The organism is Curtobacterium sp. MCPF17_003 (genome assembly GCF_003224385.1).
Lineage (GTDB): Bacteria > Actinomycetota > Actinomycetes > Actinomycetales > Microbacteriaceae > Curtobacterium > Curtobacterium flaccumfaciens.
The window spans coordinates 50,874-74,394 of sequence record NZ_QKLC01000005.1 but is presented as its reverse complement, the minus strand read 5'-3'; the positions used below and the strand labels follow the sequence as shown (position 1 = coordinate 74,394).

General features: G+C 71.3%; 28 protein-coding genes and 1 pseudogene. 7 read left to right on the top strand and 22 right to left on the bottom strand.

The genetic code is table 11. From position 1 onward, the window contains the following. Positions 1-18: 18 nt before the first annotated feature. The 15 genes from DEJ30_RS06885 to DEJ30_RS06815 all read right to left on the bottom strand — a co-directional run bounded on the left by DEJ30_RS06885 (position 19) and on the right by DEJ30_RS06815 (position 12,681). Positions 19-1,443 (bottom strand): flagellar hook-length control protein FliK, encoded by a 1,425-nt coding sequence (locus tag DEJ30_RS06885; protein ID WP_110859842.1) that lies wholly within the window; start codon positions 1,441-1,443, stop codon positions 19-21. After that, entirely contained in the window at positions 1,440-2,177 is a 738-nt protein-coding gene (locus DEJ30_RS06880) for a C40 family peptidase (protein WP_110859840.1), read from the bottom strand. The genes DEJ30_RS06885 and DEJ30_RS06880 overlap by 4 nt, the downstream gene beginning before the upstream one ends. Next, positions 2,174-2,605 (bottom strand): flagellar FliJ family protein, encoded by a 432-nt coding sequence (locus tag DEJ30_RS06875; RefSeq protein WP_110859838.1) that lies wholly within the window; start codon positions 2,603-2,605, stop codon positions 2,174-2,176. The genes DEJ30_RS06880 and DEJ30_RS06875 overlap by 4 nt, the downstream gene beginning before the upstream one ends. After that, a complete protein-coding gene (locus DEJ30_RS06870; protein ID WP_110859835.1) occupies positions 2,605-3,948 on the bottom strand; it encodes a FliI/YscN family ATPase in 1,344 nt (447 codons plus the stop codon). Before DEJ30_RS06870 ends, DEJ30_RS06875 begins: the two co-directional genes overlap by 1 nt. After that, positions 3,945-4,619, bottom strand: coding sequence for a hypothetical protein (locus DEJ30_RS06865; RefSeq protein WP_110859833.1), 675 nt, complete (start codon positions 4,617-4,619; stop codon positions 3,945-3,947). The genes DEJ30_RS06870 and DEJ30_RS06865 overlap by 4 nt, the downstream gene beginning before the upstream one ends. After that, positions 4,612-5,652 (bottom strand): flagellar motor switch protein FliG, encoded by a 1,041-nt coding sequence (gene fliG / locus DEJ30_RS06860; protein ID WP_071244891.1) that lies wholly within the window; start codon positions 5,650-5,652, stop codon positions 4,612-4,614. Before fliG ends, DEJ30_RS06865 begins: the two co-directional genes overlap by 8 nt. Positions 5,653-5,660: 8 nt before the next feature. Further along, the gene (fliF, locus tag DEJ30_RS06855) at positions 5,661-7,331 is read right to left on the bottom strand and encodes a flagellar basal-body MS-ring/collar protein FliF (protein ID WP_110859831.1); all 1,671 of its coding nucleotides are present in this window, start codon (positions 7,329-7,331) and stop codon (positions 5,661-5,663) included. Continuing rightward, entirely contained in the window at positions 7,331-7,672 is a 342-nt protein-coding gene (gene fliE, locus DEJ30_RS06850; protein ID WP_027465513.1) for a flagellar hook-basal body complex protein FliE, read from the bottom strand. Before fliE ends, fliF begins: the two co-directional genes overlap by 1 nt. Further along, entirely contained in the window at positions 7,672-8,067 is a 396-nt protein-coding gene (locus DEJ30_RS06845; RefSeq protein ID WP_071244596.1) for a flagellar basal body rod protein FlgC, read from the bottom strand. The genes fliE and DEJ30_RS06845 overlap by 1 nt, the downstream gene beginning before the upstream one ends. Then, positions 8,064-8,408, bottom strand: a complete 345-nt coding sequence (locus tag DEJ30_RS06840; RefSeq protein WP_017886135.1) for a flagellar basal body protein — start codon at positions 8,406-8,408, stop codon at positions 8,064-8,066. Before DEJ30_RS06840 ends, DEJ30_RS06845 begins: the two co-directional genes overlap by 4 nt. Positions 8,409-8,633: 225 nt before the next feature. Further along, positions 8,634-8,936: a hypothetical protein gene (locus DEJ30_RS06835; protein ID WP_110859829.1), complete on the bottom strand. Its 303-nt coding sequence runs from the start codon at positions 8,934-8,936 to the stop codon at positions 8,634-8,636. Continuing rightward, positions 8,926-9,399, bottom strand: coding sequence for a flagellar export chaperone FliS (gene fliS / locus DEJ30_RS06830; RefSeq protein WP_110859827.1), 474 nt, complete (start codon positions 9,397-9,399; stop codon positions 8,926-8,928). The genes DEJ30_RS06835 and fliS overlap by 11 nt, the downstream gene beginning before the upstream one ends. A gap of 11 nt (positions 9,400-9,410) precedes the next feature. Beyond that, positions 9,411-10,799 carry a flagellar filament capping protein FliD gene (gene fliD, locus DEJ30_RS06825; RefSeq protein ID WP_258369853.1) on the bottom strand — a complete coding sequence of 463 codons (1,389 nt, stop codon included), beginning with the start codon at positions 10,797-10,799 and terminating at the stop codon, positions 9,411-9,413. A gap of 108 nt (positions 10,800-10,907) precedes the next feature. Continuing rightward, positions 10,908-11,747: a flagellin gene (locus tag DEJ30_RS06820; protein ID WP_181420034.1), complete on the bottom strand. Its 840-nt coding sequence runs from the start codon at positions 11,745-11,747 to the stop codon at positions 10,908-10,910. Between the two features lie 118 nt (positions 11,748-11,865). Further along, a complete protein-coding gene (locus DEJ30_RS06815) occupies positions 11,866-12,681 on the bottom strand; it encodes a sigma-70 family RNA polymerase sigma factor (RefSeq protein ID WP_110859824.1) in 816 nt (271 codons plus the stop codon). A 443-nt stretch (positions 12,682-13,124) separates the two neighbouring features. On the opposite strand from DEJ30_RS06815, the gene DEJ30_RS06810 reads away from it, so the two are divergent. The 5 genes from DEJ30_RS06810 (at position 13,125) to DEJ30_RS06790 (ending at position 17,501) form a co-directional block, all read left to right on the top strand. After that, positions 13,125-13,610, top strand: coding sequence for a flagellar protein FlgN (locus DEJ30_RS06810; protein ID WP_071403931.1), 486 nt, complete (start codon positions 13,125-13,127; stop codon positions 13,608-13,610). A gap of 4 nt (positions 13,611-13,614) precedes the next feature. Then, entirely contained in the window at positions 13,615-15,036 is a 1,422-nt protein-coding gene (flgK, locus tag DEJ30_RS06805) for a flagellar hook-associated protein FlgK (protein ID WP_110859822.1), read from the top strand. A gap of 2 nt (positions 15,037-15,038) precedes the next feature. Continuing rightward, positions 15,039-15,920, top strand: a complete 882-nt coding sequence (locus DEJ30_RS06800) for a flagellin (RefSeq protein ID WP_110859820.1) — start codon at positions 15,039-15,041, stop codon at positions 15,918-15,920. Continuing rightward, positions 15,917-16,285 carry a flagellar assembly protein FliW gene (fliW, locus tag DEJ30_RS06795; RefSeq protein WP_027465503.1) on the top strand — a complete coding sequence of 123 codons (369 nt, stop codon included), beginning with the start codon at positions 15,917-15,919 and terminating at the stop codon, positions 16,283-16,285. The genes DEJ30_RS06800 and fliW overlap by 4 nt, the downstream gene beginning before the upstream one ends. 295 nt (positions 16,286-16,580) lie before the next feature. After that, a complete protein-coding gene (locus DEJ30_RS06790; protein ID WP_110859607.1) occupies positions 16,581-17,501 on the top strand; it encodes a hypothetical protein in 921 nt (306 codons plus the stop codon). A 17-nt stretch (positions 17,502-17,518) separates the two neighbouring features. On the opposite strand, the gene DEJ30_RS06785 is transcribed toward DEJ30_RS06790, so the two are convergent. Then, the gene (locus DEJ30_RS06785; protein ID WP_110859606.1) at positions 17,519-18,166 is read right to left on the bottom strand and encodes a hypothetical protein; all 648 of its coding nucleotides are present in this window, start codon (positions 18,164-18,166) and stop codon (positions 17,519-17,521) included. A 38-nt stretch (positions 18,167-18,204) separates the two neighbouring features. Between DEJ30_RS06785 and DEJ30_RS06780 the strand changes: the two genes are divergently transcribed. Next, a complete protein-coding gene (locus DEJ30_RS06780) occupies positions 18,205-19,077 on the top strand; it encodes a hypothetical protein (RefSeq protein ID WP_181420033.1) in 873 nt (290 codons plus the stop codon). Between the two features lie 92 nt (positions 19,078-19,169). On the opposite strand, the gene DEJ30_RS06775 is transcribed toward DEJ30_RS06780, so the two are convergent. Both DEJ30_RS06775 and DEJ30_RS06770 read right to left on the bottom strand, forming a co-directional pair. After that, on the bottom strand, positions 19,170-20,138 hold the full coding sequence (locus DEJ30_RS06775; RefSeq protein WP_027465501.1) for a beta-ketoacyl-ACP synthase III: 969 nt from the start codon (positions 20,136-20,138) through the stop codon (positions 19,170-19,172). A 69-nt stretch (positions 20,139-20,207) separates the two neighbouring features. Then, the gene (locus DEJ30_RS06770) at positions 20,208-20,600 is read right to left on the bottom strand and encodes a ChaB family protein (protein ID WP_110859605.1); all 393 of its coding nucleotides are present in this window, start codon (positions 20,598-20,600) and stop codon (positions 20,208-20,210) included. A gap of 133 nt (positions 20,601-20,733) precedes the next feature. Here DEJ30_RS06770 and DEJ30_RS06765 point away from each other — a divergent pair, with 133 nt between their 5' ends. Further along, positions 20,734-21,705: an aldo/keto reductase gene (locus DEJ30_RS06765; protein ID WP_110859604.1), complete on the top strand. Its 972-nt coding sequence runs from the start codon at positions 20,734-20,736 to the stop codon at positions 21,703-21,705. A 119-nt stretch (positions 21,706-21,824) separates the two neighbouring features. On the opposite strand, the pseudogene DEJ30_RS06760 reads toward DEJ30_RS06765, so the two are convergent. The 4 genes and pseudogenes from DEJ30_RS06760 to DEJ30_RS17765 form a co-directional block, all read right to left on the bottom strand. Next, positions 21,825-21,932, bottom strand: a pseudogene (locus DEJ30_RS06760) (hypothetical protein); the annotation flags it as partial. 137 nt (positions 21,933-22,069) lie between these two features. Then, positions 22,070-22,417, bottom strand: coding sequence for a hypothetical protein (locus DEJ30_RS17775; protein ID WP_146238515.1), 348 nt, complete (start codon positions 22,415-22,417; stop codon positions 22,070-22,072). Positions 22,418-22,638: 221 nt separating this feature from the next. Next, the gene (locus DEJ30_RS17770; protein ID WP_146238514.1) at positions 22,639-23,127 is read right to left on the bottom strand and encodes a hypothetical protein; all 489 of its coding nucleotides are present in this window, start codon (positions 23,125-23,127) and stop codon (positions 22,639-22,641) included. A gap of 2 nt (positions 23,128-23,129) precedes the next feature. Then, the gene (locus DEJ30_RS17765; protein ID WP_146238513.1) at positions 23,130-23,387 is read right to left on the bottom strand and encodes a hypothetical protein; all 258 of its coding nucleotides are present in this window, start codon (positions 23,385-23,387) and stop codon (positions 23,130-23,132) included. Positions 23,388-23,521 lie beyond the last annotated feature (134 nt).

Here is a 23,521-nt window from a genome sequence, read left to right as displayed (position 1 = left end):
TCCTGTTCGTGAGCCGGATCAGGCGAGGACGTCGAGTCCCGCGGTGCGGATGGAGGGCGTGTGGGCGGCGGGCTGCGTACGCGGGGTGACCCGCGCCTCCAGGCCGGGGTCGCCAGGCAGCGCACGCGCGGCCGGTCGCTCGTCGCGACCCGGCGCGTCGTGCGGCTGGTTCTGGGACGACAGGTCGAGCGTGGTGCTCACACCGGTGCCGGCCGCGTCGCGTCGCAGGTCCGGCAGGACCTGGCGGACGGCCTCGCGGCCGGCGTCCGACGCGGCGAACAGCTCGACGTGCATGCCGTGCGCGGTGACGTGTGCGCGGACCGTGACCGGGCCGAGGCTGTCCGGCACGACCTGCACGGTGACGACGTGCTCGCCTGGCCCGGCCTGGGCGAGCGAGAACACCGGTCGCGCCAGCTGCTGGGCGAGCGGTGCCGGGGCCGGCGCGGTCGCCGCGGCGGGCGCGGTGGTCGGCGTCGTCGACATGACGAACGGCGTCTCGCCACCGCGGCTGGGGGCGACGGCCGGGAGGCCCGGATCACCCGGCGTCGACGCCTGCTGCTCCGTCCCCTGGCCGGCTCGGGAGCCGGTGCCGGCTGCCGGGGCAGCGACGGTCGCGACGACCGGCGCCTGGGCCGGGGTCACGGTGGCGGTGTCACCGTCGGCGGTGCGGCCGGCGGCGGGGGCTGCGATCGCCGCAGCGGCCGTCGAGGCGGTCGTCGCCGGGTCGGTCGCAGCAGCGGTCGCCACGGCAGCGGTCGCCGCGGGGGTGGCGCCTGCGACGGTCGTCGCGGCAGTGGCCGGAGACGCGGTGCCGACGGGCGCCACGGCGGGGGTCGCCGCGGCGGTGGTCGCCGGGCCCGTCGTCGCTGCGGCAGCGGTCTCCCGTGCCGCGTTCGTCGCGGGTGCCTGCTGCGGGGTCGCCGTGGCGGGGGCGGTGGTCGGCGCCGGGGTCGACGGGACCGGCGTGGAGGCGTCCCCCTCCACCGACGGCGGAGTCGTGGTCGTTCCGACGGTCGCCCCTGCGGCGGCCACGACGACGTGTGGGTCGCCGGCGGGCGTCTCGGCAGCGCTGGTGGCCGACTGGTCCCCCGTGTTGCTCGCGAGGCCCGCCGGCGCGACGGGTGCGGCCACGGCCACGAGTCCGGCGGCGAGCAGCGCCTGCGCGTCGACCGACGGGGAATCGTTCGCGGGCACCGACTGGTCCGACGTGGACACGGACGCAGCCGGCGTGGCGGCGGTGCTCGGCGTCGCGGCCGAGCCGTCCGCCGTGCGGCCGTCGGCGTCGTCCCGCCCGGCGGCACCGTCTCCGGGGCGTCGCTCGGTCGCGACGGCGGCGGTCAGTGCGGCACCGAAGGACCCGGCGGCCGCTGGGTCGGACGCCGCACTCCGGCTGGGGCCCGGTGCGGCGGGCACGGACGGCTGGGTGGCGATGGTCAGGCTCATGCGGCGCTCCCGGACTGCATCATGGACAGCAGCGCGGCGGTCTGCAGGTCGGTCGCGGAACGCGCTGCCGAGGCGGTCGGCGCGGTGATGGCCGCCGGTGCCGCGTGTGCGGGAACGATCCGGCGGATGGTCGCGATGTCGGCGTCGGAGTACCAGTTGTCGACGATCCGGACGTCCTTGCCGGGGCGTGGCGCGTGCAGCACCTTGCCGTCGCCGACGTAGATGACGACGTGGCCCTCGCCCTTCGGGATGATCAGGTCGCCGGGCTGCGCGTCCTTCAGGGAACCGACCTCGACGCCCATCTTCGCCTGGTCCGGCACGACCCGGGGCATGGTGACCCCGAGGTCCTTGAACACCGTCTGCACCAGGCCCGAGCAGTCCATGCCCGCGGTCGTCTCCCCGCCGAACACGTACGGCACGCCGAGGTACTTCTTCGCGTCGGCCACGACGTCGGCCCCGGTGGCACCGCTGCCGGTGGCGAGGGTGCCGGCCCCGGCGTCGACCGAGGTCCCGGGCGCACGGGTGGCCGTCGGGGTCGCTGCGGCGGTCGCACCGGCAGCGGTCGCCGCGCCGGTCGTGCCGTCGGCGGTGGCGAGGGCGTCGGCGAAGGCGGCCGACCCCGCGGCACCGCTGGTGGTGGACGCGCTCGGGGCAGCCGTGGCCGTCCCGCCGCGCAGCGTGTCGATCTGGGACCGGATCTCCGAGATCCGGGAGAGCACCGCTTCGACGCTCATCGGGCACCACCTTCCGTGCGGCGTCGTGCCGCGATCTCGTCGAGGGCGTTCTGTTCGGTCCGGAGATCCTCGGCCGCCTGCAGCTCGGTGTGCTTGCCCTCGAGCTTCTCGAGGCCGACGGCGGCACGACGGGCGGCGGTGTAGTCCTGCTGTGCCCGGTCGGCGTCGGCACGGCGGTTCTGCACCACGGCGTCGAGCTCCTCGAGCATCCCGCGGGTCGCGGCACGGGCCGCGGCGACGGCGCTCAGGGTGGCGGCGTCCCGGATGGGCTGGGCGTCCTCGCTGTCAGCGAGGCTGCGTCGTGCGGCGATCCGGGCGTCGGCCGCGTCACGGACGCGCTCGTTCGCGGTGGCCAGCGTGGCGGCCGCACGGTCCTGTTCGGTGTGGCGCAGGCGCAGGAGTCCGGCGAGCGGGAAACGGCGGGCCATCACGACACCCCCAGCTGCTGCACGAGGCCGCCGAGGCGCTGCCAGGACGCGTCGGCGGTCGCCCGCTCGTCCATGCCCTGGCGCAGGAACGCGTCGATCGATCCCTGGTGGTCGACGGCGGCGTCCACGAGCGGGTTCGACCCGCGCTGGTACGCACCGACGTCGAGCAGGTCCTGGGCGCCGGCTCGGGCGGCCATCACCTTCCGCAGCACGGTGGCGGCGGCACGCTGCTCGGGTCGGGTGACCTTCGAGGCGACGCGGGACACCGAGCCGAGGGCGTCGACCGACGGGAAGTGCCCGGTGATCGCGAGCTTCCGGTCGAGCACGACGTGGCCGTCGAGGATGCTGCGGGCCGCGTCGGCGATCGGCTCGTTGTGGTCGTCGCCGTCGACCAGCACGGTGTACATGCCCGTGATGCTGCCGACGCGGTCGGTCCCGGCGCGCTCGAGCAGTCCGGCGAGCACCGAGAACGTCGACGGCGGGTAGCCCCGGGTCGCCGGCGGCTCCCCCACCGACAGCCCGATCTCACGCTGCGCCATCGCGACACGGGTGAGCGAGTCCATCATGAGCACGACGTCCTGGCCAGCGTCGCGGAACGACTCGGCGATGCGGGTCGCGACGAACGCGGCACGCAGGCGCATGAGCGCGGGCTCGTCAGAGGTGGACACGACGACGATCGAGCGGGCGAGCCCCTCGGGTCCCAGGTCGTCCTCCAGGAACTCGCGCACCTCACGGCCGCGCTCCCCCACCAGGGCGATGACGTTGACGGCTGCGTCGCTCCCGCGCGCGATCATCGACAGCAGTGACGACTTGCCCACGCCGGACCCGGCGAACAGGCCCATCCGCTGCCCTCGGCCGACGGTGGTCAGGGTGTCGAGCACGCGGACGCCGAGCTGCATCGGGGTGTCGATGCGGGTCCGGGCCATCGCGCTCGGGGTGTCGTGGTCGAGCGGGACCCAGGTGACCGGTTCGCCGCCGGGGCCCTCGAGCGGGCCGCGGTCGTCGATCGGTCGGCCGAGTCCGTCGAGCACGCGGCCGAACAGACCGGCTCCGGTCGGCACGAGCACCGGGCGGCCGGTCGGACGCGCCGGGGTGCCGGCGGTCACGCCGGTCAGGCGGCCGAGCGGCATGCAGCGGACGCCCGAGGCATCGGTGGCGACGACCTCGACCGCGGTCTGTTCGCCGTCCTCGGCGCCGACCGTGACGACCTCGCCGACGCGGGCGTCGAGCCCGGCGATCGTCAGCCCCAGGCCGACGGCGCTCGTGACGACACCGACCCGCTGGGGTGCGGCCTGCACCAGCGCCTCGTCGAGACCGCGCGGACGGAGCAGCGTGGCGGTCACCGGCCGGCTCCCGTCGCGTCGACACCGAGGGCGGTGCGGGCGCGGTCGAGCGCCGTGGCGATGCGCGCGTCGAGCATGCCGTCCGGCAGGTCGACGACGGCGTCGCCGTCGCGCAGGGCGCCGTCGGCGACGACCGGCACCGGCAGGTCGAGGCCGGCGACGCGCGCGGCGTCCGCCGGGCTCAGCCGGACGGCCACCGAAACCGTGCGGTCGACGGACGCGAGCGCCCGCCGGACGGTGGCCTCGGCGCCGGACGCGATCCGGGCCTCCCGGTTGCCCTGTCCGTCCGGACCGTCGGCGACGGTCGCGTCGTGTGCGGGCCTGGAGGCACGGACCACGTTCCCGACGATCGCCTCGGCCAGATCGACTGCCGCACTCGCGACCGACGCCTCGGCGTCCGCCAGGACGGGTGCGACCGTGGACAGCATGGCGTTCGTGGCGGCGTCGAGGACCGCGATCCGGCGTGCCGTGTCGGCCTGCAGCGCGGCGATCCGCGCGGCGTGCTCGGTCTCCAGCCGGGCGCGCAGGGCGTCGGTCTCGGCCTGCGCCGCCCGCAGGCCGGCGGTGTACCCGGCCGCGTGCCCGCGGACGTCCGCGCTCGACGCACGCTCGCGTCCGGCGGGGTCGGCGAGCACCGGGAAGGCGACGCGGTGCACGACGGTGTCAGTCAACGAGCTCGTCCTCCTCGGCACGGTGCACGGTGACGACGCCCTGGGCCTCGAGCTCGCGCACGGAGCGGACGACCTCGGCACGGGCTTCCTCGACCTGCGAGACGCGGACCGGGCCCATGGCCTGCAGTTCGTCGTCGAGCAGCTCGCGGTTGCGCTCGGACACGTTCGCGCGGATGGTCTCGACGACCGGCCCGGCTGCGCCCTTCATGGCGGTCGCGAGGATCTTCGAGTCGATGCCGCGCAGCACCTGCTGGATGTCGCGGGACTCGAGCTTCACGATGTCCTCGAAGGTCAGCATGCGGGAGCGGATGTCCTCGGCGAGCTCCGGGTCGCGGGCTTCGAGTCCCTCGAGCACGGCCTTCTCGGTCGCGACGTCCGATCGGTTGATGATGTCGACCAGGGGTGCGATGCCACCGACGACCTCGACGCTCTCGCGCGGCGACACGACGGCCCCGGCGCGCTGGCGCAGCACACCGGCGACGATGCCGACGGCCTCGGGGGTCGCGCTGCCCATGGTCGCGAAGGCCTGGGCGACGTCGGTGCGGACGCGCTCGTCGATCCCGGCGAGCACGGCACTGGCCTGCCCGGGCCCCAGGTGGGCGAGCACGAGCGCGATCGTCTGCGGCAGCTCGCCCTCGAGCAGGGAGATGACCTGGCCGGGTTCGGCGTCGTCGAGGAAGTCGAACGACTGGCCGGCGAGGTTCGAGGCCAGACGGTCCATCACGCCGGCGGCCCGCTCGGCGCCGAACGACGCCTCGAGCAGCCCGAGGGCGGTCTCCTTGCCGCCGCGCTTCTGCAGCCGGCCGCTCATCGTGATCCGGTGGAACTCCGACAGCGTCTGGTCGACGACGGTGTCCTCGACGCGGCGCATCCGGACGATCTCGGCGGAGATCTCCTCGGCCTCCATCTCGGTGAACTGCTTCATCACCTCGGCGGCGCGGTCGGTCTCCATCTGCATGAGGATGAGCGCGACCTTCTGCGCACCGGTCAGGGCACGGTCACTCGGACCGGAGCCGCCGCCGGGGCTCGGCATCAGCGCGCTCACACCGGTGCCCGGTCGTCGAGGAGCCCGCGCAGGAGCTCGGCGGTGCGCTTCGGGTCGCGCTCGGCCAGGGCGGAGATGTCCTGACGGCGGCGCTCGGCGGTGATCTCCTCGGTCGTCAGCACCTCGGTGGGGGCGTCCCCGCCGGGCATCGCCGACAGCACGGCGGTCGGGGCGTCACCGGCGCCGAGCGTCGCCCGGTCGTCGACGCCGTCCATCGCGAGGGGCAGCTGGAACGTCTCGCCGGCGAAGGCGTCGAGCTCGCCGAGGTCGACGGCCTCGCGCTCCTGCTTCCGGTTGCGACGGGCGACGAAGAACATGATCGCGATGACGGCGAGGACGATGCCGATCACGATGCCCGCGGTGCGGATCGACGACCACAGTGCTTCCTGCTGGTCGGCCTTCTGCTGGGCCTCGAGGGCCTTCGCGGCCTGGTCGGAAGCGCTCGTGTCGAAGTCCATCATCGCGACCTTGACCTGGTCGCCGCGGTTCTGGTCCACACCCGCGGCGGCGGACACCAGGTCGTTGATGCTCTGCAGGTTCGCGTTCTGCACGGCGTCGGCCTTCGAGTTCAGCGCGACCGAGATGGTCTGCCGGTCGAGCCCGCCCGAGGGGATCTGCGTGGTCTCGGTGGTGTGGTCGACGGCGTTGTTCTTCGTCGCCGATTCGTTCTTGTACCCGTCGTCGCCGGTGCCGCTCGTCGCGGTGCCGTTGGGGACGGCGATGTTGTCCGGACCGAGGACGCCGGTCGCGCCGGTCCCCGCACCGGCGCCGGCGCCGTACTCCTCGGTGGTGCTCGACTCGTTCAGCGCGACCGGGCCCGACGTGGGAGCCGTGTAGCTCTCGGACGTCCGGGTGCCGGACTCCTGGTTCATCGTCCCGGAGACCACGACGGTCGCGTTGCCGACGCCGAGCGTGGTGTCGAGCAGGTCCTGGATCTTCTTGCTCGTCGCCGCGTCGTAGTCGGCGGCCTGGTCGGCACCGCTGCCGGTCGCACCGCTGCCGACGGCGGACAGGGTCTGGCCCTTCGCGTCGACGACGGACACGTCAGTGGGCTGCATGCCCTCGACCGAGGCGCTCGTCAGGTGCACGATGGCCTGCACCTGGTCGGTGCTCAGCTGCGTGCCGTTCTCGGTCGCGATGAACACCGATGCGGTCGGGTCCTTCTCCTCGGAGACGAACACCGACTTCTCGGGGATCGCGAGCTGCACGGTGGCGGTCTGCACGCCGTCCATCGCGCCGATGGTCTTGGCGAGCTCGCCCTCCATCGCGCGCTTGTAGGTGACGTCCTGCTGGAACTCCGAACTCGTCACGCCCATCTTGTCGAGCAGCGAGTAGCCGCCCTCGTTCGACGACGGCAGGCCGTTCGACGCCGCCTTGAGCCGCTCCGAGTACACCTGCGCCTGCGGCACGAGGATCGTCGCGCCGCCGTCGGTGAGCTGGAACGGCACACCGTCGGTCTGCAGCTGGTCCGTGATGGAGCTCGCGTCGGCCGCGGCGAGCCCGGTGAAGAGCGGGGCGTAGGACGCCTTGCCGAGCCAGGACGCCAGGGCGATCCCGCCGAGCACGAGCGCCGCGATCGCCAGGATCGCGATGGTGCGCTGGGCGGCGGAGAAGCCCTTCACGTAGGCGCTGAGGCGCGCGAAGACGTTCTTGACGGCGACGGGCATCAGGCCTGCATCCTCATGATCTCGTTGAAGGCGTCGACGCCCTTGTTGCGGACGGCGGAGACGAGCTCGAGCGTGACCTGCGCACGGGTGGCGGCGATCGTGGCGTCGTGGATGTCGTCGAGGTTGCCGGTCACGGCCTTGAGCGCCAGGGTCTTCGAGTCGCTCTGCAGCGACTGCAGCCCGTCGACGGCGTTGCCGAGGCTCGCGGCGAACCCGCTGCCGTCGGTCGTCGCGCCGGCGGCACCGGTGGCGTTCGTGCTGTCGCTGGACGTCCCCGACACACTCGTCAGGGCGTTCGTCATCGCGTTGGTGGTCACACCGTTCACGGCGTCGATGGGCATCAGTTCTTCCCGATCTGCAGTGCCGCCTCGTAGGCGGTCTTGGCACGGTCGACCACGGCGGCGTTCGCCTGGTAGCCGCGCTGGGCCATGATGAGGTCCGCCATCTGCGTGCCGAGGTCGATGTCGGGCATGCGGACGTAGCCCTCCTCGTTCGCGAGCGGGTTGTCCGGGTCGTAGGTCACACGGCCGGCGGCGCTGCCGAACGCTGCGCCCTTGACGTAGGCGCCGGAGACGCCGTTGCCCTCCTGCACCTCGACGTAGCGCGCCTGGAACGCGGTGTCGTCCATCGACTTCACGGTGTTCGCGTTGGCGATGTTGTCCGAGACGGCGTCGAGCCACTTCCGGTGCACGGTCAGGCCGGTGCTCGCGATGCCGATCGCGTCGAAGGTCGTCACGAGTTCGTCCGCATCGCCGCACGGACACTGGTGAGCTCGGAGTTCATCGCCTGCGTGGCGAACTGGTACCGCAGCACGGTGTCGATGTTCGACAGCGTCTCCTCGTCGAGGTTGACGTTGTTGCCGTTCGTGTTCGTCGGCTCGAGGCTGCGCGCCATCGTCGGGGTGGTGGCACCGTCGCCGTCCACGATCGACTTCGCCAGGGCGTCCTCGAACTGGACCTTCTCGGCGTGGTAGTTCGTCGTGTTGATGTTCGCGATGTTGTTCGCGATCACCTTCTGGCGCATCGACAGACCGTCGAGTGCGCTCTGCAGCGCGACGCTCGTCACGGAATCGAACACGAAGGGTCCCCTCGTCAGGCGTCGTCGGTGCGACGTCGCCGTGCGGTGGTGGCCGATCCCTGGCCGAACTGGTGAGCGATCCGTGCTCGAGTGGCGCTATCGGTGCCCGTCGTGCGGCACGTTAGGCGTCGCCCCGAACGGGGGGCGGGGCGGGGCGCCCGAGATGCGACAGAGCACCCGTCGATCGACGGGTGCTCTGTCGCAGAACTGGTGCTGGGGCGTGGGTCAGGCGGAAGCGTCGAGGTACACGGAGCCGCGGGGCTCGCGCGTGGCGTCGACGGCGCGCAGGGCACCGAGGTGCTCCAGCGTCGAGCGGCGGTCCGCCTCGAGCACCGTCATGCGGTCCCGCTGCGCGGCGAGCAGCCGGGAGGCCCGTCCCACCAGGTCACGCGGCAGCGGTCCCAGCCCGGTCGGCTCCGACCACCCCGCCACGGCCGTGGCGTCGGCCGCCTGCCCGGCGGCGTCGTGCTCCAGGGACGTGAGCAGGGCCTCCCAGGCGAGCCGCTCCGCCGTCTGCTCAGGCGACACCGAGGGCTCCCCCGGTCGGCGCTTGCGCGGCGGGCGTCGCGGGCAGCGACGCGGCCGCCTCGTGCCACGACTGACGCAGCGGCTCGAGGATCCGGATGCAGTCCCGGGTGGCCTGCACGTCGCGGTGCACGTTCGCCGTGATGAGCGAGGTAGAGGCGTAGTTGTAGACGGCGAGGAGGCCCTCGCCGCCGTCCCAGACGTCGATCCGGAGGGTGCTCGAGAGCTCGCCGACGATCGCCTGGGCGTGCAGGAGCTGCTCGCGGGCCGCCTCCCAGTCGGCGGCGACCTGCGCTGCCTCGGCACGGTGCAGGTCGAGCAGCAGCCGGTCGTAGAGCATCGTCACGAGCTGGGCCGGCGTCGCCGACAGCACCGCCTCGTTCGTGTACTGGGCACGACGCTGGTCGGTGACGGTGCGCGGCTGGGCGGCCTGGCGGAAGGCGGCTGCCTGGAAGTCGAAGGTCATGGTCGTTCCCGTCAGCTCGACGTCGAGGCCAGCTGGCTGGCGAGCCAGCTCGACTGCGACTGGAGCTTGCTGAGGCTGGTCTCGAGGGATGAGTAGAGGGTCTGCAGGGCGGCCCGGCGCATCGTCAAACGGTCGGTCCAGCTGTCGATCTGGGTGTTGAGGTCCTTGGCGACGGCCTGCTGCCCGGTGATGGACGTGGTGACCGAGCCGTCGTACTTGTCGGACGCGGCGGTGGCCGCGGCGCCGACGTTCGCGGCGACCCCGGAGAGCATCGTCTGGGTGGCCTTCGGGTCCGCGGCGAGTGCCTTCTGGAAGACCTCGGGGTCGAAGGTGAAGCTGCCGTCCTTCGTGATCACGATGCCGATCGTCGACGGCGACCTGCCGTCGACGGGGGCGGACATCGTGCTCGTGAGCCGCTGCACGGCGTCGCGGGACGCACCGTCGCCGAGCAGGACGCCGGCCTTCGTCGTCGTGGTGCCGGACGTCGCACTGGTCGAGCTCGACACCGCGGTGTTCGTCTTGTAGTAGGCGGCGATCGCGTTCATCGCGTCGACGAGCCCGGAGGCCACGGACTGGGCCTTCGTGGTGTCCTGCGCGACCGTCACCGTGACGGGTTCGGTGGTGGCCTTCGACACGGTGACGTCGAGCCCGGGGACGAGCCCGGTGAAGGTGTTCGTGGCGCTCGTGACCGTCTGCGCGGCGGCGGTGCCGGCCCAGAGGGTGACGCTGGCGTCGGTCGCCGCGGTGACGACGGCGGCACCGGTCTCGGTGAGGACGTTCGTCGCGGTGCCCGCTGCCACGTCGTCGGCGCCGCCCCGGTACACCTGGAAGCCGCCGGCCGCCCCGGTCTTGGCGGACGTGAGCTGCAGGCGGTAGAGCTTGCTGCCGTCGGCGTCGGTGCCGGCGGAGACCTTCGTCGCGGTGACACCCGCACCGGACTTGTTCAGGGCGGACACGGCGTCGTCGAGCGAACCGGACGCCGGCGTCACGGTGGTGGACCGGCCGTCCGCGCCGACGATCATGATCGGCTGCGCACCGGTCGCCCACGTCGACATCGCGGCCGTGACCCCGACCTGGGCCGAGGCGGTCGAACCGACGGTGAAGCTGATGGAGCCCGCGGTCGCGCCGGTACCGGTCACGGCGGTGACACTCGGCGCGGTGCTCGTCGCGGCGAAGAGGTCGAGCGACGAGGCCTTCGCGGCGTCCGCGGCCTTCGTGGCGAGCCCCTGGATCAACCCGTTGAGCGTCTGCAGTGACGAGATGAACGAGTTGGTGGTGGTGAGCTTGTTCTTGAGCAGGGTCTGCGGGACCCCCTCGACGCTCATCAGCGAGTTGATGAGGTCGGTCGTCTTGAGACCGCTGACCAGACCGTCGATCGCGAGGCTGGTGCTCGAGGACACGGACGAGGACATCGTCGACACTCCCTGGCGTCGTGGAGGTGGTCAGGATGGCGACGTCCGTCCTCCGGGACACCCGATCGGGCCCGGAGGACGGACGTCGTGTGATGGCTAGCGCAGGAGCGAGAGCACGCCCTGGGTGCTCTGGTTCGCCTGTGCGAGCATCGAGGTGCCGGCCTGGCTGAGGATGTTGTCGCGCGTGTACTTGACCATCTCCTCCGCCATGTCGACGTCGGTGATGCGCGAGGAGGCAGCGGTGAGGTTCTCCTTGGCCACGTTCGTCACGTTGATGGCGTGGTCGAAGCGGTTCTGGACGGCACCGATGCTCGAACGAGCCGAGGAGACGTACTTGATCTGCTCGTCGATCGCGGTGATGGCGGCCTGAGCGTTCGTCGCCGAGTCGAAGGTGAGCGCGCCGACCGCGGTCGACACGGACTCCACGTTCGACTTCGACAGGTCCACGTCGATCTGGCTCGCCGCGTCGCCGTTCGCGCCGACCTGGAACTTCAGGACGCCTGCGGTGCCGGCGGAGCCGTCGAGCAGGTTGATGCCGTTGAAGTTGGTCGACTCCGAGATGCGGGTGAGCTCCTTGGTGAGCTCGCCGACCTCGGTGGTGATCGCCTTGCGGGAGTCCTCGTTGTTCGAGTCGTTGCCGGCCTGCACTGCCAGGTCGCGCATGCGCTGGAGGATCGAGTGGGTCTCGGTGAGGCCACCTTCAGCGGTCTGCACGACGGAGATGCCGTCCTGCGCGTTGCGGGCGGCGACCGTGAGGCCACCGACCTGGGACTTCAGCCCCTCGGAGATCGACAGACCGGCAGCGTCGTCGGCAGCACGGTTGATGCGGAGACCCGACGAGAGCTTCTCGAGGGACTTCGACAGGTCGTTCTGCGTCGCGTTGAGGTTCCGGTACGTGTTGAGTGCCGAGAGGTTGGTGTTGATGGACATACCCATGGTGGTTTCCTCCGTGAATGTGGGTCGTGCGTCGGCCCGTCCGTGGGCTGACATGGATGACTCTCGACCGGTTGCCGGGAGTCGTTAGGGGATCGGCGGAGAAGTTTCCGCCGACGTCTCAACTCGCCGCGACGGCCGGGCCGGACGCGGCGTCGTGCACGGCACGGGCGACACCGGCGGCGGCGTTCGTGGCGACACGGGCGAGGTAGGCGCTGCGGCGGGCCGCGGTGGTGCGGCTCGCGGGCTCGACGCTCGTGCCGTCGCCGTAGTGGGCGGCGAGACCGTCGTGGAGCAGGCGCATCGCCTCGGAGCGCTGCTGCGAGACGGCCGAGTGCGTGATGCCGAGCTCGGCGGCGACGTCGGTGACCGAGCGGTCGCCGAAGTACACGGCCTCGACGATGAAGCGCATCCGTTCCGGCAGGGCCTCGACCGCGGCGCGGAGGTACCGGCGCTTCTCGGTCTCGAGCAGGTCGTCCCCGGGGAGCGGCAGGTCCGCGGCGACGAGGTCCTGCACGGTCTCGTCGAGCGGCGCGACGGTTCGGGCGGCGTCGCTCATCGCGTCGACGGCGGTCTGCTTGTCGACGCCCATGGCATCGGCGATCTCCTGCGCACCGACGCTCCGGCCGAGGCGTGCGGACAGGGCCTCCTGCGTGGCCAGGGTCTCGCGGATCCGCTTCCGGGTGCCGCGGGAGGCCCAGTCGGCCGAGCGCATGTCGTCGGCCAGCGCACCGGCGACCCGGGTGCGGGCGTAGGCGCCGAACGGCACGCCGAGGGCGGGGTCGAAGGCCTCGGCGGCTGCGACGAGTGCGAGCGATCCGACGGCGGCGAGGTCGTCGCGGTCCAGGTGCGTCGCCCGGGAGCGGACGTCGGCCACGATGTAGCCCACGAGCGGGAGGTGCTCCACGATCATCGCGTTGCGTTCGGTGCGGTCCATGCTGTTCCCCTGGTCGACCTGACGTGTGTCGGCTCACCCGTCCGTGGGCGCGACGGACGCCGGCCTCGGATGGCCGGTGCGTACGCCGAAGACCCGCCCGGGTCCCTCCGAGCGGTGCACCCCGCATCGTTGCCGAGCGGTTCCGGGTGTCCCCCGGGGTGCGTTCTGAATGTATCGGCTGGCAATGCGCTGAACAGGTGCTCAACCGTCCCCAGTGCGGGGGTGTCAGGCCCCGTTTCCGGTCGGCATTTGGGGGGACTCGGGGTCGGGAACGGTCGTTCTTGTCCCCCGACGGGGGTCATCGGGTCACAGCGTCGACGAGTACGGGTGACGGCACTCGGCCGCCGGGGCTTACGGTCGCGGTCACCGAGTCGATAGGTCCCGGTGTCCGCAGGATGACGGACCGGGGACCACCCCGACGAACCACCACCTGGGAGGAGCTGATGAGCGTGAACGACCTGTCCGCCGTGCTCTGGCGCGAACGCGAGCTGCTCGAACTGCTCACCTTCAAGCTCGAGGAGGAGCAGCTGCTGCTCACCGCGGGCCGCTCCCGATGGGTGTCGCACGCCAGCCGCGAGGTCGAGCAGGTCCTCGACCGGCTCCGCAGCACCGGTCTCGAGCGCGCCGCGCAGAGCGCCGAGGTCGCCGAGGAGTGGGGCGTCCCCGCCGACGCTCCCCTGCGGGACGTCGTCGCCGCGGCACCGAACGGGCCGTGGGGCGAGATCCTGTCGTCGCACCTCACCGCGATGGTCGAGCTGACCACCCAGATCGGCGCCCTGCGCGACGAGAACGACCGGTTCCTGCGTGCCGCAGCCCAGGCCACCGAGGAGACCCTGGCGGGGACCGTCACCGGCGCCGCCACCTACGACGCCAGTGGCACGTCCGGCGCAGGCCAGGACGGCGCCCGCCTGTTCGAGGGGACGCTGTAGCACCGTGGTCAGCACCTTCGGATCCCTCGCGACCGCCTACTCCGGCCTCGCAGCCGCCCGTGCCGGCATCGACGTCACCGGCCAGAACATCGCGAACGCCGGCACCGCCGGCTACACCCGCCAGCGCGTCACGCAGAACTCGATCCCCGCGACCCAGACCGGGTTCATGCGGGGCACCGCGGCCCTCGCCGGCCAGGGCGTCTCGGTCGACGGCATCGCCCGCCTGGCGTCCCTGACGCTCGACGCCGGTGTCCGCGTCGCCGCCGGTTCGTCGGCCTACGCCGATGCCCGCGCCACGGCGCTCTCCGCCCTCGAGACCGGGTTGCACGAGCCCGGCAAGGACGGCCTGAGCGCCAAGCTCGACGCGTTCTGGTCGTCCTGGAGCGAGCTCGCCAGCCACCCCGACGACCCGGGTGCCGCCAGTGCCGTGCTCGGGGCCGCCGGCACCGTCGTCGCCGCCCTGGCCGCCGGCTCGAAGGCCGTCGACGCGCAGTGGTCCTCGGTGCGCGGCACCCTGACCGGGCAGGTCGCCCAGCTGAACGGCGCCGCGGAGCAGGTCGCCGACCTGAACGGCCGGATCCGCACCGCGCTCGCCTCGGGCGGCAACGCCAACGAGCTGCTCGACCAGCGCGACCAGCTCACGCAGCAGATCGCCACGCTCGCCGGCGGCACCACCCGGACGAACGCCGACGGCACGGTCGACGTGCTCCTCGGCGGCAACCCGCTCGTGCAGGGCACCGACGCACGCTCGGTCGCCCTCGGCGGCGGCGAACGTCTCGCCGACGGCACCGCGGTCACCCTGACCTGGACCACCGGCACGGCCGGGGCGGTCGGACTGAGCGGCGGTTCGATCGGTGGCGCCCTCACGGTCCTCGCACCCGCGTCCGGCACCGGCACCGGCGGCGCACTCGCCGAGGCCTCCGCGTCCTACGACGCCGTGGCCACGCGGCTCGCCACGACCGTGAACACCCTGCACGCCGCCGGGACCACCCCGGCCGGCACCACCGGCGCACCCTTCTTCTCCCTGGCGGCCGGCGTCCCCGCCGCCCAGGCACTCGGTGTCGTCCCCACGGACGCCAGTGGGCTGGCGACGCGGAACGCGGCGGGGGAACTCGACGACTCGTTCGCCGACGCGCTCGCGCGACTCGGGGCGTCGTCGGACGGTGCCGACCAGGTCTGGGCGACGTTCGTGGCGGGGGTGGGCACCGCCTCCAGGTCGGCCACGTCGGAATCGACGATGACCGGACTCGCGCTCACCAACGCGCGCAACCAGCAGCAGTCGAGCGCCGGCGTCGACCTCGACGAGGAGAACGTCAACCTGCTGAGCTACCAGCACGCGTACCAGGGCGCGGCGCGCGTCCTGACCGCGGTCGACGAGATGCTCGACACCATCATCAACCGCGTCGGACTCGTCGGGAGGGGCTGATCGTGATCACCCGTGTGACCACCCAGATGTCGATGGCGGCCGCCTCGGCCCGGCTGCAGGCCGGTGCCGCGCGGGTCGCCGAGCTCACCGACCAGGCCACGACGCTGCGTGCGATCCAGAAGCCCTCGGACGACCCGGTCGGCACCGCGTCGTCGATGCAGGTGCGCAAGGAGCAGGCCGCAGCCTCGCAGTACTCGCGGAACGCGAACGACGCCGCGGCGTGGCTCGCGACCACCGACAGTGCGCTGTCCGGCGTGTACTCGGTGCTCAACAACGTCCGCGACCTCACGGTGCGGGCCGCGAACTCCGGCACCATGAGCGACACCGACCGCGACGCGTTCGTCACGCAGTTCCGGTCGCTCAAAGCCGACCTCGAGGCCCGTGCGAACACCACCTACGGCACCCGTTCGGTGTTCGCGGGATCGTCGACCGCCGCTGTCGCCTACGACCCCGCGACGGGTTGGGCGGCATCGGGCACCGACGTGTCCCGTCGGGTCGGCGACGGCACCACGGTGCGGGTCGACACCACCGGCACCGCGGTCTTCGGATCCGGCGACGACTCGGTGTTCGGCATGATCGACTCCATCGTCAGTGACCTGCAGAACGGGGTGAACGTGAACGCTCGCATCGGGGACGTCGACACGGCGCTCGGGACCGTCCGCGGCGCCCAGGCCGACGTCGGCGTCCGGCACGCAGCCGCCCTCGCGGCACAGGACTCGCTGAAGTCCGCGACCGTCTCGCTCGAGAGCCGCCGCGCCGGCATCGAGGACGTCGACCTCGCGAAGGCCGTCCTCGACCTGCAGGTGCAGCAGACCAACTACCAGGCAGCCCTCGCCGTCACCGCGAAGGTCCTGCAGCCGACCCTGATGGACTACCTCCGATGAGCATCTCCCTGACCTTCGCCGTCCCGCCGTTCGGGCTCGCTCCCGCCGCGGCCTTCGAGCTCTCGCCGGTCGACGGCGCCGAAGGGCTGTTCACGCTCGTCGGCGACGACGCACGGCTGTTCCTGCTCGACGCCGCGGTGCACCTGCCGTCGTACGCGCCGGAGCTCACCGACGAGCAGGCCGCCGGGCTCGGGCTGACCGACCCCGCCGACGCGATGCTGCTCGTGGTCGCGAACCCCGGGGCGTCCGGCACCACGGTCAACCTGCTCGCGCCGATCGTCGTGAACGCCCGGACGGCCGTGGGCGCGCAGGTCATCCTCGAGGAGCAGGACCTGCCGCTGCGGGCGGAGCTCGCGCGGGTGTAGGCGCGGCTTCGCGGCTTCGCGGCTTCGCGGCGCGGCTTCGCGGCTACGCGGCGCGGCTTCGCACCGGTTCTGCGACCTTCCACCAGTCGTTCCCGGCGTGGATCGTCGGAAGATGTACACGCAGAGGTTGCGTGTGCATGTAGCGACAGGACGCGAGTCGTTCGACGCGTGGATCGTCGCAAGATGCACACGCATTGCAGCTGGTCAGTCCTGCACAGGTCGTCGTCGCCGCCCGGCTCTCCACAGATCGGGCGATGGCGCGAGCTGGACCACGAGGTTCGGCGAGCCTGGTGCCATGTCCAGAGCGAACGACGTCGAACTGATCCGCACGACGGGTACGACCTCCGCCGAACGCCGCGCACTCGAGCGCGATGTCCACCGCGGACGGTACGCACGCCTCCGCCCCGGCGTCCTCGTCCGCCCGGACGCACTCGACGGGATGCATCCCGGTGAGCAGCACCACGTGCTCGTCCGTGCCTCGGCGCACCGACTCCGAGCGACCGATGTCGTCTCACACCAGTCTGCGTGCGCGGTCCTCGGACTCCCGTTGATCGGGGCGGCACCGCCCAAGGTGCACGTCACCGATCCGACCACGACACACACCCGTGTCACGGCGTGGTTCGTCCGGCACGGTGCACAGGGGCGGCCGCCCGCGGTCCTCGTCGATCAGCAGGCGACACCCACGACGACGGCCGCGAGGACCGCCATCGACGTCGCTGCGACACGCTCCTTGCTCGAAGCACTCCCCGTCGTCGATGCCGTGCTCTCCCGTCGGCTCGCCGACCGTGCGGCGTTGGACGCGGAACACGCATCGCTGGCCTTCGCCCGGACCAAGGCGGGGATCGCCGTGGGGATGGGGTCGGCGCTGTCGGGGTCGCCGGCGGAGTCGGTGTGCCGCGTGCGCTTCCGCGAACTCGGTGTGCCGGAGCCGATGCAGCAGCACGTGTTCGCCCGGGCCGGATCAGCCACGGCGGTCGTGGACTTCTGGTTCCCCGACCAGGGCGTCGTGGTCGAGGTCGACGGCCGTGCGAAGTACGAGGACCCGGTGTTGCTCGACGGGCGATCGACGGCGGACGCGCACTGGCGCGAGAAGCGGCGTGAGGACTTCATCCGGTCGTTCCCCGAGGTCCGAGCGGTCGTGCGGCTCTCCTGGGCCGACCTGATGCAGCCCGACCGGGTGCGGGCTGCCCTCCGGCGCGCTGGTGTCCGGTGCTGAGGGTGCCTGTTCGACGATCAGCGCGGACGACGCGGCGCATCCGGGTGGTACGTGCGCTGCCGCTCGATCCTCGGCCGACCGGACGGCCCACCGGCGTGCACCACCCCACCGACCACGACCTCGCCGAGTCCCACGCGCACGCGCCGGACCTGCCCGGTGCCCTTGACCACGCCGCCGCGGTGGTCCGGGTCGGGTTCGCGGTGGTCGCCGCCGGCCTCGAGCTCGACGTCGCGCACGGACACCGGCCCGAGCACCTGCGCGCCCGCGCCGATCCGCGCCGGCCCCTCGACGAGACACCCGGCCATCAGGCGAGCCCGACCACCGATCACGACGTCGGACCCGTCGGCCACGATGGTCACCGGGCCCGGGCCGAGTTCGGCACCCTCGCCGATGTGCACGGTCGCCGCCGACGCGACGACGGTCACGGGTCCGGGGCCCAGGCGGGCACCGGCGGCCAGCGTGATCACCCCACCGTGACGGGTCTCGAGCGTCGTCGACGGGTACAGCTCCACCCCGGGCAGGACCGACACGCCCACCCCGATCAGGACGGACGCGGGATCGAGCACCCGGACCTCGGGCGCGAGGGCGGCCACCTGCCGGACGGTCAGGAACCCGGCCGCACGACGGGCGTCGTCGAGTGCTCGCTGCGCGGGGTCGGTGTCCACCCAGCGAGCCTCTCACGTGCCCGGCGTACGGTGAACGCATGGCCCGTGCCCCGAAGGACCAGTCGATCGTGCCCCTGCCGACCGCACCGGTCTCCCCCACCTCTTCCGACCCCCGAACGCAGCAGGTCCAGCCCACGGGCTGGGCCAAGTGGCTCGATCGGGTCATCAGTGTGCAGCGCCCCGTCGTGGTCGCGCACGTCAACGCGATCCGTCGCCGCAAGCCGGACGCGACCCCCGCCGAGGTGATCCAGATCCTCGAGCGGCAGTACCTGGCCGCCGTCACGACCGGCGGCGCCGCGGTCGGTGCGAGTGCGGTGATCCCCGGAGTCGGGATGGCCGCTGCACTCGGACTGAGCGGCGCCGAGACGGTCGGGTTCCTCGAGACCACCGCGCTGTTCGCACAGTCGGTGACCGAGGTGCACGGCATCGCACTGGACGACCCGGAGCGCGCCCGCACGCTGGTGATGGCGATGATCCTCGGCGCGCCGGGCACGCAGCTCATCAAGCAGCTCGCCGGACAGGCCGCCGGCGGTCAGGCCCGGACGGCGTTCTGGGGCGAGATGGTGACATCCTCGCTGCCGAAGCAGGTCGTCAACGGCATCGGCGGACAGGTGCGTGACCAGTTCATCAAGCGCTTCGCCATCCGGCAGGGTGGTTCGGTCCTCGGCCGCGCGCTCCCGTTCGGCATCGGAGCGGCCGTCGGCGGTCTGGGGAACCACGCCCTGGGGCGCAAGGTGATCCAGGCGTCGCGGACGGGGTTCGGCATGCCGCCGGCGGAGTTCCCGATCGTGTTGACGGTCACGCCGCCTGCCGAGAAGACCCGGCGCGCCCTGCCGTGGAAGCGCGGCGCGGGCAAGGACCAGGACCTCTGGACCGAGCCGGGACAGGACGACCCCCGCTCGAAGCGCTGACCGCGACGACCGAGAAGGTCCCGGCACGACGACGAAGAGGGGCCCGGGCACGGAGACTGAGCAGCCGGGCCCGGGCCGTTCGTGCAATTGCCCTAGAAGGACCGCACCGGCGTCGTCACGACCTGCCCGGCGTGGGCGAACCCACCACCGAAGCCGAACAGCAGCGCCGGCACCCCCTCCGGCAGGTCGCCACGCTCCCACGCCTTCGACAGCCCGAGCGGCACACTCGCGGCCGAGGTGTTCCCGGACTCCACGACGTCGCGGATGACGAACTTCGACTCCCCGCCGAGCGCGGTCACGAGCGGCTCGATGATCCGCAGGTTCGCCTGGTGGAACGCGAACACCTCGATGTCGTCCATCGAGAGCCCGGCGGCCTCGACGACCTTGCGGGCGTGCCCCTCGGCCTCGGTGATGGCCCACCGGTAGATCGAGCGACCCTCCTGGTTGAAGCGCCCCGGCGACCCCTCGACACGGACGGCGTCGAGCAGGTGCGGCACGCTCCCCCAAGACACCGGGCCGATCTCGGGCGTCTCGGCTACCCCGAGCACTGCGGCACCGGCCCCGTCGCCCACGAGCACGCACGTCGACCGGTCGGTCCAGTCGGCGATGCCGGACAGCACCTCGGACCCGATGACGAGCGCGACGTCGGCCGAACCGGTGCGGATGGACTGGTCGGCGAGCCCGAGCGCGTACTCGAACCCGCTGCACGCGGTGTTGATGTCGATCGGTGCCGGGCCGTTCGTCATGCCGAGTGCGGCGGCGACCCGCCCTGCCGTGTACGGCGCGCGGTCCTGGTGGGTGGTGGAGGCGACGATGACGAGTCCGACGGCCGAGGGTGACACCCCGGCGTCGGCGAGGGCACGACGTCCGGCCTCGATCGCCATCGACGTCACGGTGTCGTCGGGCCCGGCGATCCGACGCGTCTGGATCCCGGTGCGGGTGCGGATCCACTCGTCGTTCGTGTCGACCATCGTCGAGAGCTCATCGTTGGTCAGGACGCGTTCGGGCTGGTGGTGTCCGAATCCGAGGATCCGGCTGCCGCGGAGTGCTGGGATGTTCATCGTCGGCACGTTACCCCCTCACTCCACCGCCGCATGCCGACCGGGGAATGGGGAGCACCGCACCCACGGTCACTTCCGCGCCACTGCAGTAGCGCGGTCGTTCGCCTTGCCGATCGCCTCGACCAGCTCGTCCTTGGTCATCTTCGAGCGGCCGCTGACGTCGAGCCGCTTCGCGACGTCCATCAGATGCGCCTTCGAGGCGTTCGCGTCGACACCGCCCTCGGTCTTCCCGGAACCGCGGGAGCCGGCGGCACCGGTGTCGGACGGCCCGGAGGACTCCTTCTCCTCCCAGTGGTCGCCGACCTTCTCGTACTCGTGCTTCACGGCGGCGAAGGCCGTGCGGTGCGCCCGCTCGCCCGGGCCGTACGTCTCGTTCGCCGAGTCCAGTGTCTTCTCGAAGATCTCCTGCGCGTGCTCCGGAGACCGCTGCAGGGTGCTCGGGACCTCGTCCTTGGCTGGCATGGCTGCTCCTCTCGAGTGGTCCCCCCTGACTACTCCGACCAGCACAACGAGCGCCAAGCACCAACCAGCTCCGAGCCCCGACCGGTACTCACAGGGCCTGGCGCCGACAGCGCGTCACGAGTAGACCCGTCTCATGGACTACACACACCTCGGTCGCACCGGTCTGTCCGTCTCCCGCGCCGTGCTCGGCACGATGAACTTCGGCCCGGAGACCAGCGAAGACGACTCGCACGCGATCATGGACCGGGCCCACGAGCTCGGCGTCAACTTCTTCGACACCGCCAACGGCTACGGCGGCTCGGTGGGCAAGGGTGCCACCGAGGAGATCATCGGCCGCTGGTTCGCCAAGGGTGGCGGTCGCCGCGAGAAGACGGTCCTCGCCACGAAGGTCTACGGCGAGATGACCGACTGGCCGAACGGCGGCAGGCTCTCGGCGTACAACATCCGGCAGTCGCTCGACGCGAGCCTGCAGCGACTGCAGACCGACCACATCGACCTGTACCAGTTCCACCACGTCGACCGCGCGACGCCGTGGGACGAGATCTGGCAGGCGATCGACGTCGCCGTGCAGCAGGGCAAGGTCCTGTACGTCGGCTCGTCGAACTTCGCCGGGTGGCACATCGCCCAGGCGCAGGAGGCCGCGAAGCGCCGGAACACCTTCGGCCTGGTGAGCGAGCAGTCGATCTACAACCTCGTGGTCCGCGACGTCGAGCGCGAGGTCCTGCCGGCCGCCCGCGCGTACGGGCTCGGCGTGATCCCGTGGTCGCCGCTGCAGGGCGGCCTGCTCGGCGGCGTCATCGAGAAGACCGAGAACGGCTCCCGTCGGCTGTCCGGCCGCAGCGCCGAGTACGTCGAAGCGCACCGCGACCAGCTGCAGTCGTACGAGTCGTTCGCGAAGGAGCTCGGCCACACGCCGGGCGAGCTGGCCCTCGCCTGGCTGCTGCACCAGCCCGGCGTCACCGCGCCGATCACCGGCCCGCGCACGATGGAGCAGTGGGAGTCCGCGGTCCGCGCCGTCGACATCCGCCTCGACCAGCGTGCGCTGGACCGGCTCGACGAGATCTTCCCGGGGCACGAGACCTCGCCGGAGGACTACGCCTGGTGACGTCCCCGACGGAACCAGCGGGTCGCTGACGCGACCATCTGCCTGGAGGCGCGGTGCGGGTCGGACCCGCACCGCGCCTCCAGTGCGTGGTCACGTCCAGAATCCGACCAGCGTCGCCATCAGAGGCGCGCGATCTCGTCGTCCTGCAGGCCGAAGGCGCGCAGGTACGCGTCGACCGAGCCCCAGCGACGCTCGACGTGGTCGCTGACCGAGGTCATGATCAGATCATCGACTGCGCATCGAGGAGTTCTTGACTGGCAAGAGCTGTGGCGTGGTCAGACTGCAGTTCGACGTGTCCGATCACCGGCTGGTCCCCGGGAGTGAACGCAAGCAGTTGTTGTCACCGCGGCTGAAGCGGATGTCGCTAGGCCGACGGCCGGAACACGTGAGTTACGACTGCGTTCGCGAATTCCTCGAGGAACGCCCGCCCACCCAATCCGGTGTGGGTCATCGGGTCGACGCTGGCGTTCAGCTTGAGGATGAGAGCCGACACAGCCGCATCGTCCATGTCGGTACTGAGTACTGAGTCGATCTCTGCTCGTACATCAGTTGCGGACTGCACAGAAAATCCTTCAAGAGCATCATCGAATGCTTCATAAGCATCACGATAGTCCATCTCCCAGGTGGGGTAGAAAATCGCAGGGAGAAGAGACGAAAGTGCAGGAAAGGTTCGACGAAGTTCTACTGCACCCAGATCTTCGATGTCAGGCATGCATCACACCTCCGGAGGCGTTGGGAATGCGGTCTTGATGAAGAAGCCCTGCGGTGCAGAGGTGTCGCGTCTGAGGATCACTGTGACCGTGTGGCTATCGACGACTACATGAAGGTAGTACCCGCCAATCGGATCCCGGAACGTCGCAGGTTGAACTGTTCCGCGCTGAACCCGTCGACGTGGTCGGCTGCGGACGAGCAGTCGTCCCAGCACCGTCTACTTCAGTCGAACTCGACGCGGAGATCCGAGGCATCCCAGATGTCTTTGATCCTCAAGCCAAGGTCTCGGAACCGTTCGTCCGCGGGGATCGGCAGATCGATTTCTGCCGCCTCACCGGAGCGGCGAGCACGAAAGTCTACGGCGAACTCGTTCGGTTTGTTGATGATGGCCTGGAACGCCGCACCAGCCGTTACCGATGCATGCAGCATTGACCCACCCGGAATCGCTGAAGCCAATGAAAGCGTGAATCCCCGCGCCGGTTCCGCAACGCCGTCGACTTTGTACGGCGACGAAGCGACGAGTCCCGACCATGACCTCTCATCTGCACTATCGACGTTCCGTTCGTGGAACGTCCATATTCCATCGAACACACGCAGCGCAACTTTGATCGCGGCGGAAGTCTCAACCAGACGCGGAGCGATCACGTCCGCAGACTCGGGCCTTGCATCCCAGTCTGCCACGAGGTACCAGTCGGTGACATTGGTCTGCACGCTCACCATCCCTTGAAATCGCGAGGCATCTCGATGTATTCTACCGATACATTCCTCAGTCGTCGAATCGCGTGGGCGAATGCTGCTGCGATATCCGGATCCCGAGTGAATACCCATCCCAACTGCACGTTTGGGTCCTCAAGCGCGGTGAGTTTGGCCATGGCCGACTTGGCCCATCCCTCGATCATCTCTGCCTTCCGGGCCGGCGACAGGCTTTGCAACCACCCGTAGTTGCCCTTCACCTCGGTGCAGTCGGGCACCCATCGACATTGCTGAAGTCATCGAGCTTCAGCGGGTGAGTCGGATGTGCTTGATTCGGCACCTCGTACTCGCGGGTCCGCCCGTCGGGCAGCGATTTGATCTCCTACATCCGGGTCGGGGTTCGCATGATCGA

Coding starts and splice junctions, on each gene's coding strand:
- DEJ30_RS06790 (WP_110859607.1), top strand. CDS start 16,581: ATGTCCAGAGCGAACGACGTCGAACTGATCCGCACGACGGGTACGACC.
- fliS (WP_110859827.1), bottom strand. CDS start 9,399: ATGACCTTCGACTTCCAGGCAGCCGCCTTCCGCCAGGCCGCCCAGCCG.
- fliG (WP_071244891.1), bottom strand. CDS start 5,652: ATGCCGAGCCCCGGCGGCGGCTCCGGTCCGAGTGACCGTGCCCTGACC.
- DEJ30_RS06880 (WP_110859840.1), bottom strand. CDS start 2,177: ATGAGCGTCGAAGCGGTGCTCTCCCGGATCTCGGAGATCCGGTCCCAG.
- DEJ30_RS06765 (WP_110859604.1), top strand. CDS start 20,734: ATGGACTACACACACCTCGGTCGCACCGGTCTGTCCGTCTCCCGCGCC.
- fliE (WP_027465513.1), bottom strand. CDS start 7,672: ATGCCCATCGACGCCGTGAACGGTGTGACCACCAACGCGATGACGAAC.
- DEJ30_RS17775 (WP_146238515.1), bottom strand. CDS start 22,417: ATGCCTGACATCGAAGATCTGGGTGCAGTAGAACTTCGTCGAACCTTT.
- DEJ30_RS06810 (WP_071403931.1), top strand. CDS start 13,125: ATGAGCGTGAACGACCTGTCCGCCGTGCTCTGGCGCGAACGCGAGCTG.
- fliF (WP_110859831.1), bottom strand. CDS start 7,331: ATGCCCGTCGCCGTCAAGAACGTCTTCGCGCGCCTCAGCGCCTACGTG.
- DEJ30_RS06820 (WP_181420034.1), bottom strand. CDS start 11,747: ATGGGTATGTCCATCAACACCAACCTCTCGGCACTCAACACGTACCGG.
- DEJ30_RS06815 (WP_110859824.1), bottom strand. CDS start 12,681: ATGGACCGCACCGAACGCAACGCGATGATCGTGGAGCACCTCCCGCTC.
- DEJ30_RS06770 (WP_110859605.1), bottom strand. CDS start 20,600: ATGCCAGCCAAGGACGAGGTCCCGAGCACCCTGCAGCGGTCTCCGGAG.
- DEJ30_RS06775 (WP_027465501.1), bottom strand. CDS start 20,138: ATGAACATCCCAGCACTCCGCGGCAGCCGGATCCTCGGATTCGGACAC.
- DEJ30_RS06780 (WP_181420033.1), top strand. CDS start 18,205: ATGGCCCGTGCCCCGAAGGACCAGTCGATCGTGCCCCTGCCGACCGCA.
- DEJ30_RS06875 (WP_110859838.1), bottom strand. CDS start 2,605: ATGGCCCGCCGTTTCCCGCTCGCCGGACTCCTGCGCCTGCGCCACACC.
- fliW (WP_027465503.1), top strand. CDS start 15,917: ATGAGCATCTCCCTGACCTTCGCCGTCCCGCCGTTCGGGCTCGCTCCC.
- DEJ30_RS06885 (WP_110859842.1), bottom strand. CDS start 1,443: ATGAGCCTGACCATCGCCACCCAGCCGTCCGTGCCCGCCGCACCGGGC.